Genomic DNA, 15,117 nt, shown 5'->3' with positions numbered 1-15,117 from the left:
CTTCTCCCCGGCACCCCCGGTCGGGGAAGAGCCAAAAGTCCCCGGATCGCCAAGTGCTGAAGGAGCCGGCTGCTTCTAGTGCTGGTCCGCCGCCCAGTGGGCCATGTCCTGGCCCGGATCGGGCAGTTCCTGCGGGGCGGGCAGGCCGGGAAGCGTCCGGCCCGCCAGCGTGCTCGCCACCCACAGCGATCGGGCCAGATCGCCGTCATAGTGGCGCTGCGAGGCATACCAGAGGGCGTTCTCCACCTCGCGCGCCAGGCTCCACTGCCGGGCGGCCTCGGCGTCGAGCCCGGCTGCGGCACTGAAATCCCCGCACCGCGCGAACAGGGCCCGCCCGGGATCCTGCTGCGGCAGTTCCCGGAGCCTGTTCCACAGCACCGGGGCCACCGCGAACTCCGCCTCCCCGATCATGGGCTGGGGATCAATCGCAGCGTACTCCAGCGGCGGTGTTTCCTTCCGGGTTCCAGGGTCCGGGACGCCCGGCCGGGCCAGCACGTTCAAATAGTGCAGGTCCGCGTGGACCAGGACGTCTTTGCCGGACCGCCGGCCCACGGCGCCGCGGGTCTGGCAGACCTCCAGCGCCGCTTCGAGCAGCCAGCGTGGGAACGGCCGCCCGAGGTGTTCCCACGCCTCCGGGAATTCATCGCTCCACCGCTCGGCCCGTGCCGCCACGTGGTCGATTTCCCGCCACTCCGGCCGGCCGTCCGGGACCACGCTGAGCTGGCGGACCACGCCGCCCCACGCGGTCACCGCCGTGTCCAGCGGGACATCCAGGAGGGAGCGGCAGGCGTCCAGGCGCTCGAGGAGCAGGGCGCAGGAACCGGCGTCGGCGGCCAGCAGCCTGACGGCGCCGTGACCTCCCCACAGGGCGAGGGCGTGGTGTTCGCGGGTGGCCTCCTCATGCGGAAAAGCCAGCTTCAGCACGGCTGCCTCGCCCTTGCCCGGGGACCCCTGCCCGTCCCGGCGCCGCACGGGAATGACGACGCCGCCGTGCCCGTTCCAGGGAAGGGCACCCGGTTCCAGATCCGGCTCCAGGTCCCACTGGTCGAGGAATCGCCCGATCAGGTCAGGAAGTGTCGCCAGCCAGGTGCGTCCCGCAGGGGTACGGGCGTACCGGCGGGAAAGATCAGGCGGGATGGGGACGTCTGGGATCGCGTTCACGGGACCTATCGTAGGGCCGGAGGGGCCGCCGCCGCGTTGGCGGGCCTCAGGCGGGTCTCGGATGATTCCTCTGGGACCGGGGGGCCTTTAGACGATGCCGCTCGCGCCGAGTGCGTTGCCGATCGCGAAGGTTGCCACCAGCGCCACGGCGCCGCCAATCACCACGCGGATCGCTGCTTTGAGCTTTGAGCCGCCGCCAATCCACGCGCCCACGGCGCCGGTGGCGGCCAACGCCACGAGCACGGCCACGAAGGTCAGCGGAATCCTGATGCTTTCCGGCGGCAGCAGGATGGCCAGCATGGGCAGGATTGCACCGGCGAGGAACGCGATGGCAGAAGCGAACGCCGCGTGCCAGGGGCTCACGATGTCGGTCTCGTCAATATGGAGTTCGGCTGAGAGGTGCGCGCCGAGCGCGTCGTGCGCCGTCAGTTCCTTGGCCACCGTCCGTGCGGTCGCGGGGCTGAGGCCCTTGCCCTGGTAGATCGCCGCGAGTTCCTCGAGCTCTTCCTCCGGCTGTTCCTCCAGTTCCCGGCGCTCCTTTTCGATCAAGGCGTGCTGGCTGTCCTTCTGGCTGCTGACGGAGACATATTCCCCGAGCGCCATCGAGATAGCGCCGCCCACCACGCCCGCGGCGCCCGCGAGCAGGATTGCTCCGGTGTCGGTGGTGGCGCCGGCGACGCCGACGACGATCGCTGCGACGGAGACGATGCCGTCATTGGCCCCCAGAACGCCCGCGCGGAGCCAATTGAGGCGGTGTGCGATGTCATTGTGGTGCGGCTCGTTCTCGTGCTGGGTTGCGGCGCCGGTCGTTTCCATGCCTACAGCAAATCACCCGGCGCCGGGGCATGCCAGTATTCCAAGGCTTACCAAAATAAGCCGAGGCTTGCTCCGGCGTTCAGCCCGCGGGCTGCGACGGCGTTTCGCCTGCCGGCCGCGTCGGCATCGAGGCCCTGTCCAGGCCCGGCAGGGCGCCGGAATCCGCACCCCACTGCACCGCCCGCTTCGCAGACCCGAACAGGGCAGCGATGGCCCACTGCCGGGTCCCGCCCTCACTCAGCGCCACGAGGTCGCCATAGACCGGCAGGGCGGCGGCTTCCAGGTCGCCGAGGCCGGCGGCGGGGGAGGCCAGGAAGGACGGCTCCAGCGCGTAGCCCGCCTCGCGTGGTGGCACCGCGGAACAGTGCAGCCGGCTCAGGGATTCCACGGCGCCAAGGAGCGCGTCATGATGGGCCAGTTCCTCGGCCGCGGAATTCGCCGCGTCGCCACCGAGCCGGGTCAGCGCCACCTGGTAGCCGTAGATGGTCTGCGCCTCGGTCCGCGCAGCCGACGCCAGGGCGCCGCCGAGGCTGGACGCGGCCGCGGATGGCTCTCCTTCGGGCTGAGCTGCTGTGTACGGTTCTGCTGCGGCCGGACCCTCTGTGGAGGGCGCCGGCGGGGACGGCGACGGGCAGGTGCCGGACACCTGCGGCGAGGTTACGTCGGCTGCCGGCGCCGCCGTTCCGGTGCCGGCGGCGAGGGCGGACGCCTGCAGCAGTTGAGCGGTGCCGACGGCGGCCAACAGCCGTGCCATGCCGCCGTCGGCCTTGGCAGCGTCCGCGAGGCGCTGGCGGCCGCTGTCTGCCAAGGCCGCCACCAGCCCGGCTGCGGTCGCCGGAAGAGGTGCGGCGGACGCCCCGGCGCCGGGTTCTCCGGAAGCGGACGGAGTCGATGCGGCGGAGGACGCTGCCAGGGGCGTTGCCCGGCCGGAGGCGGCAGCCGCGCCGGCCGGGTCCGCAGGCTTTTCTCCCGGCGCCAGCAGCGCTTGCGCCTGGAGTGTCAGCAAGGTCACAGTCCGCCCGATGGCGGCATTCCCGGCAGCGGCCGGACGGCCATCCGCGCCCTCGGCCGGGCTGTCTTTTGAACCGGCCCGGGCCGCGGTGCCAAGCTGGCTGCCGGTGTCCAGCAGTTGCCGGGTTTCGGCCAGTGCGGCGGCGCGCGCCCGCTCAGAAAAGGGCGGCGCCGCAGGCTCCGGCGGCCTGGCCGGCGTCAGGACCACCCCCAGGCTCACCACCACCAGGGCGAGGCACACCAAAAGCACATAGCGGGGGAGCGACCGGGGAAAGTGATCCTGCCATCGCTTTTCCCTGGTGTCGTCTTTCACAACAGACCATGTTGTCATGCCGGCCCGGAACTGCGTGCACCACGCCGCCCGGAAAATCGCTAGGCTAGTACACACAACATCATCTAGCGGGAGGCGGCCGGCATCATGACCAACGCAGAAGCCACGACTTCAACAGACCGGACCGGGACGGGAAAGGCTGAAGCCGCAACCGTTCAAAATGTCGAGGCCGAGCGCCTTCACGCACTCCTGGAACCCGCAGTGCTGGCGAACCGGCTGTACCTGGAGGACGTATCCATCCATGTCGCCGGCGCCAACCGGGTGGTCCACGTAGTGGTGGACCTGCCGCAGGAGGAGACCGGGGGCGTCGGGCTCGACGTCATCGCCGAGATCTCCAAGACCCTCTCGGACACCCTGGACAACGACCCCAGCATGGACGCGCGCCCCTATGAGCTCGAAGTCTCTTCACCCGGCGTCGGCCGTCCACTGACCGAGGAGCGGCACTGGCACCGCGCCCGCGGGCGGATGGTCAACGTGAACGTGATCCAAGGCGACAACGTCACCGGCAGGGTCCAGTCCGTCGACGATGGGGGAGTCACCCTCGTTCCGGAAATTGCCGTCAAGAAGGGCATGAAGCCCAAACAGGGTGAACCCGTCAAGCTTCCTTTCGACAGGATCCGCAGCGGAAAAGTCGAGATAGAGTTCAGCCACCTCGAAGAGGCCGGCTTGGAAAAAGCAAACAATGGACCTTCTGAGGAGGCCTGATGGATATTGACATGAGCGCACTGAGACTCCTGGAGCGTGAGCGTGAAATCCCGCTGGATCTCCTGATTCCCACAATCGAGCAGGCACTGCTCGTGGCCTATCACAAGACCCCCGGCGCCTTCGAAAAGGCCCGGGCCGAGCTCGACCGCAAGAGCGGCCACGTGACCATCTGGGCCACCGAGATCGACGACGACGGCGCCCCGATCGGCGAGTTCGAGGACACCCCCGCGGGCTTCGGACGCATCGCGGCGAGCACCGCACGGCAGATCATCCTGCAGCGCCTCCGGGACGCTGAGGACGACAACGTGCTGGGCCAGTTCAAGGGCCGTGAAGGTGAGCTTGTCGCCGGCACCATCCAGCAGGGCAACAACCCGCACATGATCCAGGTGAACCTGGGCACGGTGGAGGCACTGCTGCCGCCGCCCGAGCAGGTTCCCGGCGAGAAGTACATCCACGGCAACCGGCTGCGCGCTTTCGTGATCGACGTCCACCGCGGCACCAAGGGCCCGTCCATCACGCTGTCGCGCTCCCACCCCGGGCTCGTCCGGAAGCTCTTCGAACTCGAAGTTCCCGAGATCGCGGACCGTTCGGTCGAGATCGTGGCGCTTGCCCGCGAAGCCGGCCACCGCACCAAGATCGCCGTGAAGGCAAACACCCCCGGCGTGAACGCCAAGGGCGCCTGCATCGGTGAAATGGGTTCGCGTGTCCGGGCGGTCATGACTGAACTGAACGACGAGAAGATCGACATCGTTGACTACAACGACGATCCTGCGACCTTCATCGCCAGCGCCCTCTCGCCGTCGCGCGTGAATTCGGTCACAATCACCGACGAGGCGACGCGTTCGGCCCGGGTGGTCGTTCCCGACTACCAGCTCTCCCTCGCCATCGGCAAAGAGGGCCAGAACGCCCGTCTCGCCGCCAAGCTCACGGGATGGCGAATCGACATCGTCTCCGACGCCGCCGTCAACACCGGCAAATAGCGCAAACGCGCAAGCGCACGAACACGCGCACGAACACGGGCTGCGGGCCGCCATCGCGGCCCGCGGCCTGTGTGCGCTCTCACGGGTTAGCCGTGATTTCCAAGCTGACCGGCATGCCTGGGTTCGGGACCCGGGCGCCGGAGGGGCTAGAATAGACATGACCGCGCCTAACGGCCGGTATCCGTGTGTCTTTGGCGCGTCTGGGTTTTTCCCGGATTCCCGGGACGCGGTGATTCACCAAGCAGCTGTACTGGCAGGAAGATACTCGAACGTGGCACATGTGCAACACCTCGGGAATCAGCCGCAGCGCACCTGTATCGGATGCCGACAAAAAGGATCGCGGTCGGAGTTACTCCGGCTCGTCGCCGGCGCCGGTGGTTCGTCCGCCGTCGTAGTGGATGAACGACGCCGGATGGCTGGCCGGGGAGCATGGCTGCACCCCAGCGAAAAGTGCCTGGCACTGGCGGTCAAACGTCGAGCGTTCGGCCGCGCCCTCAACGGCGCAGCCGGTACGGCCGATGTTGAACGCCGGATCACTGCCGGCACGGAAGCCGTGGGCACCCCGGTGGCCGCAGCAACAACCGTCCAACCTGAAAGCGGGTCAGAAAACTGATGGAAACCCGATGAGTTCCCAGCGATGAGTGCGCAACGATGACAACTTTGTTGCGCTCTGCAATGGGCCTTTCAGCTGCATTCGCGGCGGAGGCCCGCAGTAAGAAGTAGACGGTTCGTGCCTGGCTCGGTGCGGACCGAGACAGGAGAAATGTGGCCAAGGTCCGCGTACATGAGCTTGCTAAAGAGCTCGGTATTACTTCCAAAGATGCAGTAACCAAACTGCAGGAACTGGGCGAATTCGTTCGCTCCGCCTCGTCAACAATCGAGGCTCCCGTTGTGCGGAAACTGCGCAACGCTTACCCCGACGCCCCCGCAGCTTCGAAGTCCGAAGCTCCGGCGTCCGCCCCCCAGGCATCTGCCAGCCCGGCAGCGACCCGTCCGGCGCCTGCACCCGGCCCCGCTGCGCCCGCAGCGCCGGCGGCTGCAGCACCCAAGGCTGAAGCTCCGGCTCCGGCCGCTGCGGCACCTGCCGCCGCGCCCGCCGCTCCGGCAGCCCCCGCCGCCCAGGCTCCGGCAGCCCCCGCTGCCCAGGCCCCGGCCGCTCCGTCGACGGGCGTCAAGCCCGGCGCGCGTCCGGCCCCTAAGGCCGAAACCCCGGCTGCTCCGGCACGCCAGGGTGGTTCTGCACCGCGTCCGGGCGGTCCCCGTCCCGGCAACAACCCGTTCGCCACGTCCCAGGGCATGCCCCGCGGCCGCGGCGGCGACAACGAACGTCCCTCGCGTCCGGGCAACAACCCGTTCGCTCCTTCCCAGGGAATGCCCCGTCCGGGCGGAAGCCGCACCGAGGGTGAACGCCCCGGTGGTCCGCGCCCCGCAGCAGGCGCTGGCGGCCCCCGTCCGGGTGGTCCCCGTCCGGCAGCAGGCGCAGGCGGCCCCCGCCCCGGCGCCCCGCGTCCGGCCGGCGCTCCCGGCGCCGGTCGTCCGGCAGGAGCCGGCGGCAACCGCCCGACTCCCGGCATGATGCCTAACCGCACCGAACGTCCCGCACCCGCTGGTGCCGGCCGTCCCGGCGGCGGAGGCCGTGGTCCGGGCCGTCCGGGTGGCGCTCCGGGTACCGGTGCTCCCGGTGCCGGTGGCGGCGCTCCGGCCGGTGGTGGCTTTGGTAAGGGCGGTCGCGGTCGCGGCGGCACCCAGGGCGCCTTCGGTAAGGGCGGCGCAGGCCGTGGCAAGCAGCGCAAGTCGAAGCGTGCCAAGCGTCAGGAACTGGAGCAGATGAGCGCTCCGTCGCTGGGTGGCGTGAGCGTACCCCGCGGCGACGGCAACACCGTAGTCCGGCTTCGCCGTGGCTCGTCCATCACGGACTTTGCCGACAAGATCGAGGCAAACCCGGCAGCACTGGTGACGGTCCTCTTCCACCTCGGCGAAATGGCCACGGCCACGCAGTCGCTGGATGAAGAGACCTTCGCCCTGCTCGGCGAGGAGCTTGGCTACAAGCTCCAGGTTGTGTCCCCGGAGGACGAGGAGCGCGAGCTGCTCTCCACCTTCGACATCGACTTCGACGCCGAACTGGAAGCCGAAGGCGATGAAGACCTCGAGGCACGTCCTCCGGTTGTCACCGTCATGGGTCACGTTGACCACGGTAAGACCCGACTGCTCGATGCCATCCGCAAGTCCGACGTTATGGCGGGCGAGCACGGCGGTATCACGCAGCACATCGGTGCCTACCAGGTCACCCACGCCCACGAAGGCATCGATCGCAAGATCACCTTCATCGATACTCCGGGCCACGAGGCGTTCACCGCCATGCGTGCCCGTGGTGCGAAGGTCACCGACATCGCCATCCTGGTGGTCGCAGCGGACGACGGCGTCATGCCGCAGACCGTTGAAGCCCTCAACCACGCCCAGGCGGCCAACGTGCCGATCGTCGTGGCCGTGAACAAGATCGACAAGGAAGGCGCCAACCCGGACAAGGTCCGCGGCCAGCTGACCGAGTACGGCCTGGTTCCGGAAGAATACGGTGGCGACACCATGTTCGTGGAGGTCTCCGCCCGCCAGAACCTGAACATCGACGAGCTCCTCGGCGCCGTTCTGCTCACCGCAGACGCTGCCCTGGACATGCGCGCCAACCCGAACAAGGACGCCCGCGGTATCGCGATTGAAGCCAACCTGGACAAGGGCCGCGGTTCCGTGGCCACCGTCCTGGTTCAGTCCGGTACCCTGCACGTCGGCGACACCATCGTGGCAGGCACGGCCCACGGCCGCGTCCGTGCGATGTTCGACGACGACGGCAGCGCCCTGACCGAGGCCGGCCCGTCCCGCCCCGTGCAGGTGCTGGGTCTGTCCAACGTCCCGCGCGCCGGTGACACCTTCTTCGTGACCGCTGACGAGCGTACCGCCCGCCAGATCGCCGAGAAGCGTGAAGCTGCCGACCGCAACGCCGCCCTGGCCAAGCGCCGCAAGCGCATCAGCCTGGAAGACTTCGACCAGGCCGTCGCCGATGGCAAGATCGACACCCTCAACCTCATCCTCAAGGGTGACGTGTCCGGTGCCGTGGAAGCCCTCGAAGACGCGCTGCTCAAGATCGACGTCGGCGAGGGTGTCCAGCTCCGCGTCATCCACCGCGGTGTCGGTGCGATCACGCAGAACGACGTCAACCTGGCAACGGTCGACAGCGCCGTCATCATCGGCTTCAACGTCAAGCCCGCCGAGCGTGTTGCCGAACTGGCAGACCGCGAAGGCGTGGACATGCGCTTCTACTCCGTCATCTACGCAGCAATCGATGACATCGAGGCAGCCCTCAAGGGCATGCTCAAGCCGGAGTACGAAGAGGTCCAGCTTGGCACCGCCGAGGTCCGCGAAGTGTTCCGTTCCTCCAAGTTCGGCAACATTGCAGGCTCGATCGTCCGCTCCGGTGTTATCCGGCGCAACGCCAAGGCCCGCATCAGCCGCGACGGCAAGATCATCGGTGACAACCTCACCGTTGAGACGCTCAAGCGCTTCAAGGACGACGCAACCGAGGTCCGCACGGACTTCGAGTGTGGTATCGGTCTTGGCTCGTTCAACGACATCACCGAAGGTGACATCATCGAGACCTTCGAGATGCGCGAGAAGCCGCGCGTCTAGGTTGGTTTAGCAGTACAGGTGCGGGGCCGTTGGATTTTCCGGCGGCCCTGCACTTTTCCGCCGTAGAGGGGCCCCGCCCCTACGCTGGGTGGCCGACGTCTTACGACGTCGGCCACCCAGCTCCGGCAGGCCCGATGCCACTCCCGGGCCCCCTCCACGGCTCCAAAGGGCCGCCGGAAGAATCCAACGGGAGTCCGTCGTAGACTCGCCTTAGGCGCGTGGCATGAAAACCCAACTGGTGTACGGCAGCCGTTACAGCGCCGTCGTACATCCAAATTTTTAGGAGTGGAAATGGCTGATCCCGCACGGGCTGCCAAGTTGGCGCAGCGGATTAAGGTTGTCGTTGCTGAGGCGCTGGGCCGGAGGGTGAAGGATCCCCGCCTGGAAGGCGTCACCGTGACCGACTCGCGGGTGACCAACGACCTGCAGCACGCAACTGTTTACTACACCGTGTTCGGTGACGAAGTGGCCCAGGCCGATGCCGCCAAGGGGCTGGAGAAGGCCAAGGGCGTGCTGCGGCAGGAAGTCGGGCGGAACATCACCGTGCGGCTGACTCCAACGCTCGAGTTCGTGGCTGACCAGATCCCCGTCAACGCCTCGAACCTTGAGGAGCTGCTCCGGGCGGCGAAGAAGCGCGACGCCGAGGTGGCCGCACTTGCCGAAAGTGCCAAGCACGCCGGCGACGCCGATCCTTACAAGAGTGACACTCCGCAGGACGTGGAGCTCGACGAGGACGACTTTGACGAAGAGGACCTGGACCTCATCGACAACGACGCAATCGATGAGGACCGCAACAAGTAGGAATGCCTTCAACAGCAGGGGCCGGAACCGGTAACGGATCCGGCCCCTGCTGTCGTATCCGTTCGTAAAGATCCAGCTGCCGTTGCCGGTGACCCGGGATCCGGGTGAAAACCGCCTCGAGTCTGTCCGGGAGCGGCGTGGAGGTGGACGGCCGCGCCACGGTTGACGAATATAGAAGCATCAAGGACCGCAGTTATGCGCAAAGGTGGCGGAGTGCCGTGGAGTCCAGCCTGACCAAATGCCCGCACTGCGGGAAGACCAACCGGATTCCCGCGGCCGCTGCCGGGCACCCGCGCTGCGGCAACTGCGGCCGGGACCTTGCCTGGATCGTGGCGGCGTCCGACGCCGACTTCCCGGTTGTCGCGGAGCAATCCACCGTTCCGGTTCTCGTCGATTTCTGGGCGGCGTGGTGTGGGCCGTGCCGAATGGTCAGCCCGGTGCTGGACAAGCTGGCCGTGGAGCGGGCTGGAAAGTTCAAGCTGGTGAAGGTCGACGTCGACAGCTCCCCGGGATTGTCCCGGAGATTCGATATCCAGGCCATCCCGACGCTGCTCGTCATCAAGAACGGCGCGGTGGCAGCGCGCCAGGCCGGCGCGCCGCCGTCGGCCGCCCTTCGCAGCTGGCTCGACGCCGCACTGTCCGCCTAGCGGCGTCTTGAGCGTCCTCGGGCTCCCAGCCCGCCGCCCAGCACGGGAGATCCCATGCCCAGGAGGTAGCCGAAGTCGTACCAGTTCCCCGCGCGGGCGGAGTTATAGAACGGGAATTCACTCCAGAACCCGAATACATGGGCGATCAGGACGATCCATGCCGTCAGCCCATTCCAGAAACCCCACAGCAGGTCTTGCCACCACACGATGTACTCCCTCGGCTGGAAATCCACGGCGCCCTGTCGGGCCAGGTCCGACGCCAGGACAGTGGGCCGGCCTGGAAGCGCCGTGAGCTCAGGCTAGGGCGCCGGCCGGCCCGGCGATAGGGCCGGTGGACCTGTCGGTCCCCGCTGCCCGCTCGCGTGCAGGGATGCGCCCGAGGCCCTCCACCAGATCGGCCTGGTTGCCGCAGAGCGCGATCCGGATCCAGCCCTCGCCGATCGAGCCGAACGCCGTGCCGGGGGCGAAGGCCACCCCGGAGTCCGCCAGGAAGCGGCGCGTCCATGACCGGACATCCCCGCCACTGGCATGCGAGACGTCCGCCCACAGGTAGAACGCGCCTTGGGCCGCGAGGTAGGGGATGCCGTGGGCGCGCAGCACCGCCGAGGCCGCGTCGCGGTTGGCCCGGTAGTGGGCATGGGCGTGGCTGACGTAGTCCTGCGGACCGGTCAGCGCTGCCAGCGCGGCGTACTGCGACGGCGAGGCCACGCACGACACGATCGACTCCATCACGTTGTTCATCTTCTGTTCCAGCCCCGGCGGGCAGATCAGCGCACCGATCCGCAGTCCCGTCAGCCCGTAGGTTTTGGAGAGCGTGAGCGAGGTGAAAACGCGTGCTTCGCCCGGGACGTCGCTGTCGAAGCGGGCCGGGCTGACGTGCGGGACATCGTAGGTGAACGCCTCGTAGCATTCGTCGGAGATGACCCACAGATCGTGCCGCCTCGCCAGCTCCACGAGCCGGCGGGTCAGGTCCTCGCCCAGGACAGCGCCGAGCGGGTTGGACGGGGAATTCAGGATCAGCACCTTGGTTCGGGGCGTGATGAGCCCCTCGATGTCCTCGATCCGTGGCTGGAAATCGTGCTCCGGGTACAGCGGGTAGCGGACCGGAACGGCGTGCAGCAGGCTGCTCGTCATCGCGAAGGTGGGGTAGCCGGGATTGGGGATGAGGATCTCATCCCCGGGGGAGAGCAACAGGCTCATGGCGAAATGCAGGCCCTGCTGGGCACCGTCGACCACGTACACGCGCTCCGCGCCGACCGGCGTCGCATTGTGTTCACGGAAGCGGGCGGCGAAGGCCTCCCGCAGCGCGGGGATCCCGGCGTTAGGTGTGTAGTTGGTCTCGTCCCGGTCCAGGCACGCCATGCCGGCCTCGAGGACATGGCGGGGGACTGCGAAGCCCGGCTCCCCGATACTCAGCACGATCGCACCGGGCGTTCCCCAGGCGGCTTCGGTGATCTCGCGGATCTGGTTAATCGGGACGTCGCGGACATGTGCGGCAAGCTCGGGCATGTCTGCCATCCTAACGCCCGGCGTTCGCGGTGGCGGCGGGACTGTGGGCGTCGGGGCGGGGCTGGCCCGCATATACTGGGAGGCGTGCTTTCTGGACTGGTGATAGTAGACAAGCCGCAAGGTTGGACCAGCCACGATGTGGTTGGACGGATGCGGCGGATTGCCGGTACCCGAAAGGTCGGCCACGCCGGGACACTGGATCCGATGGCCACCGGCGTTCTGGTGGTGGGCATCAACAAGGCCACCCGGCTGCTGACCTACATCGTGGGCACGTCCAAGACCTACACCGCCACCATCAGGCTCGGTGAATCCACCGTGACGGACGACGCCGAAGGCGAGGTCACCGCCACCCGCAGCGCCGCCGGGGTCACCGAAGACGCCGTCCGCGCCGGCGTCGCGGCACTGACCGGGGAAATCGAGCAGGTTCCCAGCAGCGTCAGTGCCATCAAGGTCAACGGCGAACGCGCCTACGCCCGGGTCCGGTCCGGTGAAGAGGTCAAGCTCGCAGCCCGGCCGGTGACGATCCACCGCTTTGAGATCCACGAGACCCGTCCCGTCCACGACGGCGAGTCCCTCGACGTGGACGTCACCGTGGAGTGCTCCTCCGGTACCTACATCCGTGCCCTGGCCCGCGACCTCGGCGATGCTCTCGGCGTCGGCGGCCACCTGACTGCACTGCGGAGGACTCAAGTGGGTCCATACACCCTTGATCAGGCGCACACCCTCGAACAATTGGCCGAGACGCTGGACGTCCTGGAAATCTCGGACGCTGCCCGGGCGCTGATGCCGAACCGTGAACTCAGCGAGGCGGAAACCACCGAGATTTCCTTCGGCCGCAGGATCGGAGCCGGAGCAGCGGCAGGCACACCGGAGGCAGCGACCGCGGACAAACCGGCAGCGGCGTTCGCGCCGGACGGTTCGCTCGTGGCCCTCCTGGCCGATGCGGGAAGCTACGCCAAACCAGTGCTCGTCTTCGCGCCGGATAATGAAAAGCCCGGCAACGAAAAGCCCGGCAACGGCAAGCCGGCCACAGAAAAGCAGCCCACAGAAAAGCTGGCCGGCCAGTAGTGGACGCGTATTTCTACATCATTCTGGTGGTTGGCCTGCTCTCCAGCATCATCTGCGTCGTCGCGGGCCTCCTGAAGAAGGCGCCCAACGACACGACGATACTGTCGGTGGCCGCCGTCGAACTTGCCCTCCTGGTCTATCTGGGGGGTTCGATTGTCCGGGTGGCCAGCGGCGAGCGGATCGCGGGGGAGGCTTGGGAGTTCTGGGGCTATCTGGCGACGGCGCTGATCCTCCCGATTGGGGCCGTGTACTGGTCCATCCTGGAGCGGACCCGCTGGAGCAACTTTGTCCTGGCCGCCGTCGGCGTCACCGCCCTGGTGATGGCGGCGCGCATGAACCAGATCTGGTATTGAGATGGAAGAGGCAGAAAACGTGAGCGCAAACTCCCCGCACGACGGCACCGGAAACCCGGCGGCGCCGGCGTCCCGGACCACTGGGCCGGCGGACGCTGGATCCGCCGACACTGCGCCGGCGACGACCGATACCCGCAACACCGGGCCGGGACGGCTGCTGATTGCTGTCTATGCCATCTTCGCGATTTCGGCGACGGCCCGGGCCGGCTACCAGATTCTCACCAAGTTTTCCGAGGCGCCGCTGGCGTACCTGCTGTCCGCGTTCGCCGCCGCCGTCTACGTCGTGGCCACCGTGTCTCTGGCGAAGCCGGGGCGCACCGCGTTCAAGGTCTCGGTGGCGGCAGTCCTGGTGGAGCTTGTGGGCGTCCTGGTGGTGGGAGCACTCAGCGTGTTCGACTCGGTGAACTTCCCGCACGAGACAGTATGGTCCCTGTTTGGCCGCGGCTACGGATTCATCCCGCTCCTGCTGCCGATCCTGGGACTCATCTGGCTGTACCGCCGACGGCCCGCGCCCCGGGACCACTGACTCCGGCTGATTACAGGCGGCCGGCGATGCGCCGGGCCTCAGTGAGCCTGCTGCGCAGCCCCGGCCAGGCCGCGGCGAAGCCCGGGTGCAGTTCCTTGCCGCCGACGCCGTCAATCCCCACCCACTGCAGTTCGATACTTTCCGCATCACTGATCGCGGCCTCGAACGGCTGCAGGGCAACGGCCACCACGGTGGTGTAAGACCAGTAGCCGACGTCGAACACCGACGTAAACAGGACCTGGAGGTTCCCCGGAGGCACGGCCGCTTCCTCGTGTGCTTCCCGCAGCGCGCCGTGGATGGCTTCTTCCCCTTGGTGCAGGGCGCCGCCGGGGAGCCCCCAGGTGCCGCCCTGATGGCTCCACAAGGCGCGGTGCTGGAGCAGGACCCCCTTGGCGGGGTCGTGGACCAGGAGCCCGGCGGAACCGAACCGACCCCAGAACCGCCCCCGGTCGCCATCGACCCAGGCATCGCCAGGATCGCGTGGGCCCAACAGGCGGCGCGGATCGCCCGGCAGCAGTGGTGCGAACGGTGATTCCCCGACTTGGGGAGCGGCTGTGCTGTCCATCCCTACAGCTTGCCACGCACCGGTCCGTAGGAGGGCGGGGGTCGTATGCAGTGTTACGTGCTCGGACGTGCCCTATGGGCTCCAGGTGCTCTGAAGTGCGCTGCCGGGAGTCACCCAATATGAGTCGCGCGCCAGCAGGAATGGCTTCCGCTAAGTCTGTCGTACCCCTCTGGCAGAGTTTAGTTATGGAAGCCATTGGAGAGTTCATCCCGGGCCGGGCCCCGTGGCCCGGCCCGGCTGTGTCCTCCCGGCATCCCCGCCTGGCCGCCGTTCCCGGGGCGGCTGACGCAGCCGGCGGCGCTCTGGGCGCCGCGGGTGCGGCGGTGGACTCGGCGCTGGCGGCGCTGCGGGCTTCGAACCCGGCTGCGGATGTCGACGCCGCCTGGTTTGGCTTGCGGGAGGCCGCGGACTTTGCCGGTCACGTCGAGGACCTGTCCCGCACGGTCGAATACTTCCAGCTCGTTGCCGCGGCGGCGGTAGAGCGGACGCGCAAACAAGCCGCGTTCACCGCGCCGGCCGCACACGGCTGGGGTGAGGAAGCGGCCCAGGCGGGCTGGCTCACGGGCTGGAAACAGGAATCCGACGGCGGGACGGATGCAGGGGCCGGCGGGGGAGCTGATGCCCTTTCCGACGCCGGGGCTCACGGCGCACCTGTTGGCGGGACGCATGCCGGGGCCGGAACTGGCCCCCGCGGTGACTTTGCCGGGCAAATTGGGATGTCTGCTGCGGCGGATGACGGCTACCGGAACGAAACAGATTTTTTGCGGGCGCGGCTGCGGATCAGCGCCGCGGAGGCCAGGCGCCGGCTCTGCCTCGCCGACACGCTGCTGCCCCGGCAGGGACTCGCCGGCCGGCCCATCCCGCCCGTGCACCCGGAGCTCGGAGCCGCCGTCGCGGCCGGCGAGGTCGCCTCCCGCGCCGCGACCCTCGTCACGCTCGCCCTGGACCGGGTCCGGCACAGCTGTG

16 protein-coding genes are annotated in these 15,117 nt (G+C 68.2%); 10 read left to right on the top strand and 6 right to left on the bottom strand.

Annotated features, from left to right (window positions below; genetic code table 11):
- Positions 1-75: 75 nt before the first annotated feature.
- The 3 genes from AC1DKN_RS13405 to AC1DKN_RS13395 all read right to left on the bottom strand — a co-directional run bounded on the left by AC1DKN_RS13405 (position 76) and on the right by AC1DKN_RS13395 (position 3,301).
- Positions 76-1,161, bottom strand: a complete 1,086-nt coding sequence (locus AC1DKN_RS13405; protein WP_476871545.1) for an aminoglycoside phosphotransferase family protein — start codon at positions 1,159-1,161, stop codon at positions 76-78.
- Between the two features lie 87 nt (positions 1,162-1,248).
- Positions 1,249-1,977 carry a VIT1/CCC1 transporter family protein gene (locus AC1DKN_RS13400; RefSeq protein WP_223914023.1) on the bottom strand — a complete coding sequence of 243 codons (729 nt, stop codon included), beginning with the start codon at positions 1,975-1,977 and terminating at the stop codon, positions 1,249-1,251.
- Positions 1,978-2,056: 79 nt separating this feature from the next.
- Positions 2,057-3,301, bottom strand: coding sequence for a ferritin-like domain-containing protein (locus tag AC1DKN_RS13395; protein ID WP_476871544.1), 1,245 nt, complete (start codon positions 3,299-3,301; stop codon positions 2,057-2,059).
- A 105-nt stretch (positions 3,302-3,406) separates the two neighbouring features.
- Between AC1DKN_RS13395 and AC1DKN_RS13390 the strand changes: the two genes are divergently transcribed.
- From AC1DKN_RS13390 to trxA, 6 genes are all read left to right on the top strand, one after another.
- On the top strand, positions 3,407-4,024 hold the full coding sequence (locus tag AC1DKN_RS13390) for a ribosome maturation factor RimP (protein ID WP_028277119.1): 618 nt from the start codon (positions 3,407-3,409) through the stop codon (positions 4,022-4,024).
- The gene (gene nusA / locus AC1DKN_RS13385; protein WP_018774503.1) at positions 4,024-5,004 is read left to right on the top strand and encodes a transcription termination factor NusA; all 981 of its coding nucleotides are present in this window, start codon (positions 4,024-4,026) and stop codon (positions 5,002-5,004) included. Before AC1DKN_RS13390 ends, nusA begins: the two co-directional genes overlap by 1 nt.
- A gap of 157 nt (positions 5,005-5,161) precedes the next feature.
- Positions 5,162-5,617 (top strand): YlxR family protein, encoded by a 456-nt coding sequence (locus AC1DKN_RS13380; protein WP_476859050.1) that lies wholly within the window; start codon positions 5,162-5,164, stop codon positions 5,615-5,617.
- Between the two features lie 152 nt (positions 5,618-5,769).
- Positions 5,770-8,682, top strand: coding sequence for a translation initiation factor IF-2 (gene infB, locus AC1DKN_RS13375; protein ID WP_223914021.1), 2,913 nt, complete (start codon positions 5,770-5,772; stop codon positions 8,680-8,682).
- A 291-nt stretch (positions 8,683-8,973) separates the two neighbouring features.
- Positions 8,974-9,483 carry a 30S ribosome-binding factor RbfA gene (gene rbfA, locus AC1DKN_RS13370; protein WP_018774499.1) on the top strand — a complete coding sequence of 170 codons (510 nt, stop codon included), beginning with the start codon at positions 8,974-8,976 and terminating at the stop codon, positions 9,481-9,483.
- Between the two features lie 218 nt (positions 9,484-9,701).
- Entirely contained in the window at positions 9,702-10,130 is a 429-nt protein-coding gene (trxA, locus tag AC1DKN_RS13365) for a thioredoxin (protein ID WP_223914219.1), read from the top strand.
- Here the strand turns inward: trxA and AC1DKN_RS13360 are convergent.
- Together AC1DKN_RS13360 and AC1DKN_RS13355 are read right to left on the bottom strand one after the other, a co-directional pair.
- Positions 10,127-10,336 carry a hypothetical protein gene (locus tag AC1DKN_RS13360; RefSeq protein WP_028278246.1) on the bottom strand — a complete coding sequence of 70 codons (210 nt, stop codon included), beginning with the start codon at positions 10,334-10,336 and terminating at the stop codon, positions 10,127-10,129. The genes trxA and AC1DKN_RS13360 overlap by 4 nt on opposite strands.
- Positions 10,337-10,424: 88 nt before the next feature.
- The gene (locus tag AC1DKN_RS13355) at positions 10,425-11,639 is read right to left on the bottom strand and encodes a pyridoxal phosphate-dependent aminotransferase (RefSeq protein ID WP_476871543.1); all 1,215 of its coding nucleotides are present in this window, start codon (positions 11,637-11,639) and stop codon (positions 10,425-10,427) included.
- An 84-nt stretch (positions 11,640-11,723) separates the two neighbouring features.
- Between AC1DKN_RS13355 and truB the strand changes: the two genes are divergently transcribed.
- Genes truB through AC1DKN_RS13340 form a run of 3 tightly spaced genes read left to right on the top strand, consistent with a single transcriptional unit; the run spans position 11,724 to position 13,586 of the window.
- Positions 11,724-12,707 carry a tRNA pseudouridine(55) synthase TruB gene (gene truB / locus AC1DKN_RS13350; protein WP_476871542.1) on the top strand — a complete coding sequence of 328 codons (984 nt, stop codon included), beginning with the start codon at positions 11,724-11,726 and terminating at the stop codon, positions 12,705-12,707.
- Positions 12,707-13,060 (top strand): hypothetical protein, encoded by a 354-nt coding sequence (locus tag AC1DKN_RS13345; RefSeq protein ID WP_230012044.1) that lies wholly within the window; start codon positions 12,707-12,709, stop codon positions 13,058-13,060. The genes truB and AC1DKN_RS13345 overlap by 1 nt, the downstream gene beginning before the upstream one ends.
- Position 13,061: 1 nt before the next feature.
- Complete coding sequence (locus tag AC1DKN_RS13340; protein WP_476849432.1) at positions 13,062-13,586, top strand: hypothetical protein; 525 nt, start codon at positions 13,062-13,064, stop codon at positions 13,584-13,586.
- A 10-nt stretch (positions 13,587-13,596) separates the two neighbouring features.
- On the opposite strand, the gene AC1DKN_RS13335 is transcribed toward AC1DKN_RS13340, so the two are convergent.
- Complete coding sequence (locus AC1DKN_RS13335) at positions 13,597-14,151, bottom strand: NUDIX domain-containing protein (protein WP_476871541.1); 555 nt, start codon at positions 14,149-14,151, stop codon at positions 13,597-13,599.
- A 185-nt stretch (positions 14,152-14,336) separates the two neighbouring features.
- Here AC1DKN_RS13335 and AC1DKN_RS13330 point away from each other — a divergent pair.
- Positions 14,337-15,117: DUF222 domain-containing protein (locus tag AC1DKN_RS13330; protein WP_476871540.1), on the top strand; the 781-nt coding region annotated here is incomplete at its 3' end.

This window comes from Arthrobacter sp. 01N444 (genome assembly GCF_056399305.1).
The sequence above is the reverse complement of the archived record's forward strand: the minus strand, read 5'-3'. Positions and strand labels throughout refer to the sequence as shown.

What these genes read in the sequence shown, in the direction of transcription:
- AC1DKN_RS13355 (WP_476871543.1), bottom strand. Translation starts at nt 11,639, where the DNA reads ATGCCCGAGCTTGCCGCACATGTCCGCGACGTCCCGATTAACCAGATC.
- AC1DKN_RS13340 (WP_476849432.1), top strand. Translation starts at nt 13,062, where the DNA reads ATGGAAGAGGCAGAAAACGTGAGCGCAAACTCCCCGCACGACGGCACC.
- AC1DKN_RS13390 (WP_028277119.1), top strand. Translation starts at nt 3,407, where the DNA reads ATGACCAACGCAGAAGCCACGACTTCAACAGACCGGACCGGGACGGGA.
- rbfA (WP_018774499.1), top strand. Translation starts at nt 8,974, where the DNA reads ATGGCTGATCCCGCACGGGCTGCCAAGTTGGCGCAGCGGATTAAGGTT.
- nusA (WP_018774503.1), top strand. Translation starts at nt 4,024, where the DNA reads ATGGATATTGACATGAGCGCACTGAGACTCCTGGAGCGTGAGCGTGAA.
- AC1DKN_RS13380 (WP_476859050.1), top strand. Translation starts at nt 5,162, where the DNA reads ATGACCGCGCCTAACGGCCGGTATCCGTGTGTCTTTGGCGCGTCTGGG.
- AC1DKN_RS13335 (WP_476871541.1), bottom strand. Translation starts at nt 14,151, where the DNA reads ATGGACAGCACAGCCGCTCCCCAAGTCGGGGAATCACCGTTCGCACCA.
- AC1DKN_RS13400 (WP_223914023.1), bottom strand. Translation starts at nt 1,977, where the DNA reads ATGGAAACGACCGGCGCCGCAACCCAGCACGAGAACGAGCCGCACCAC.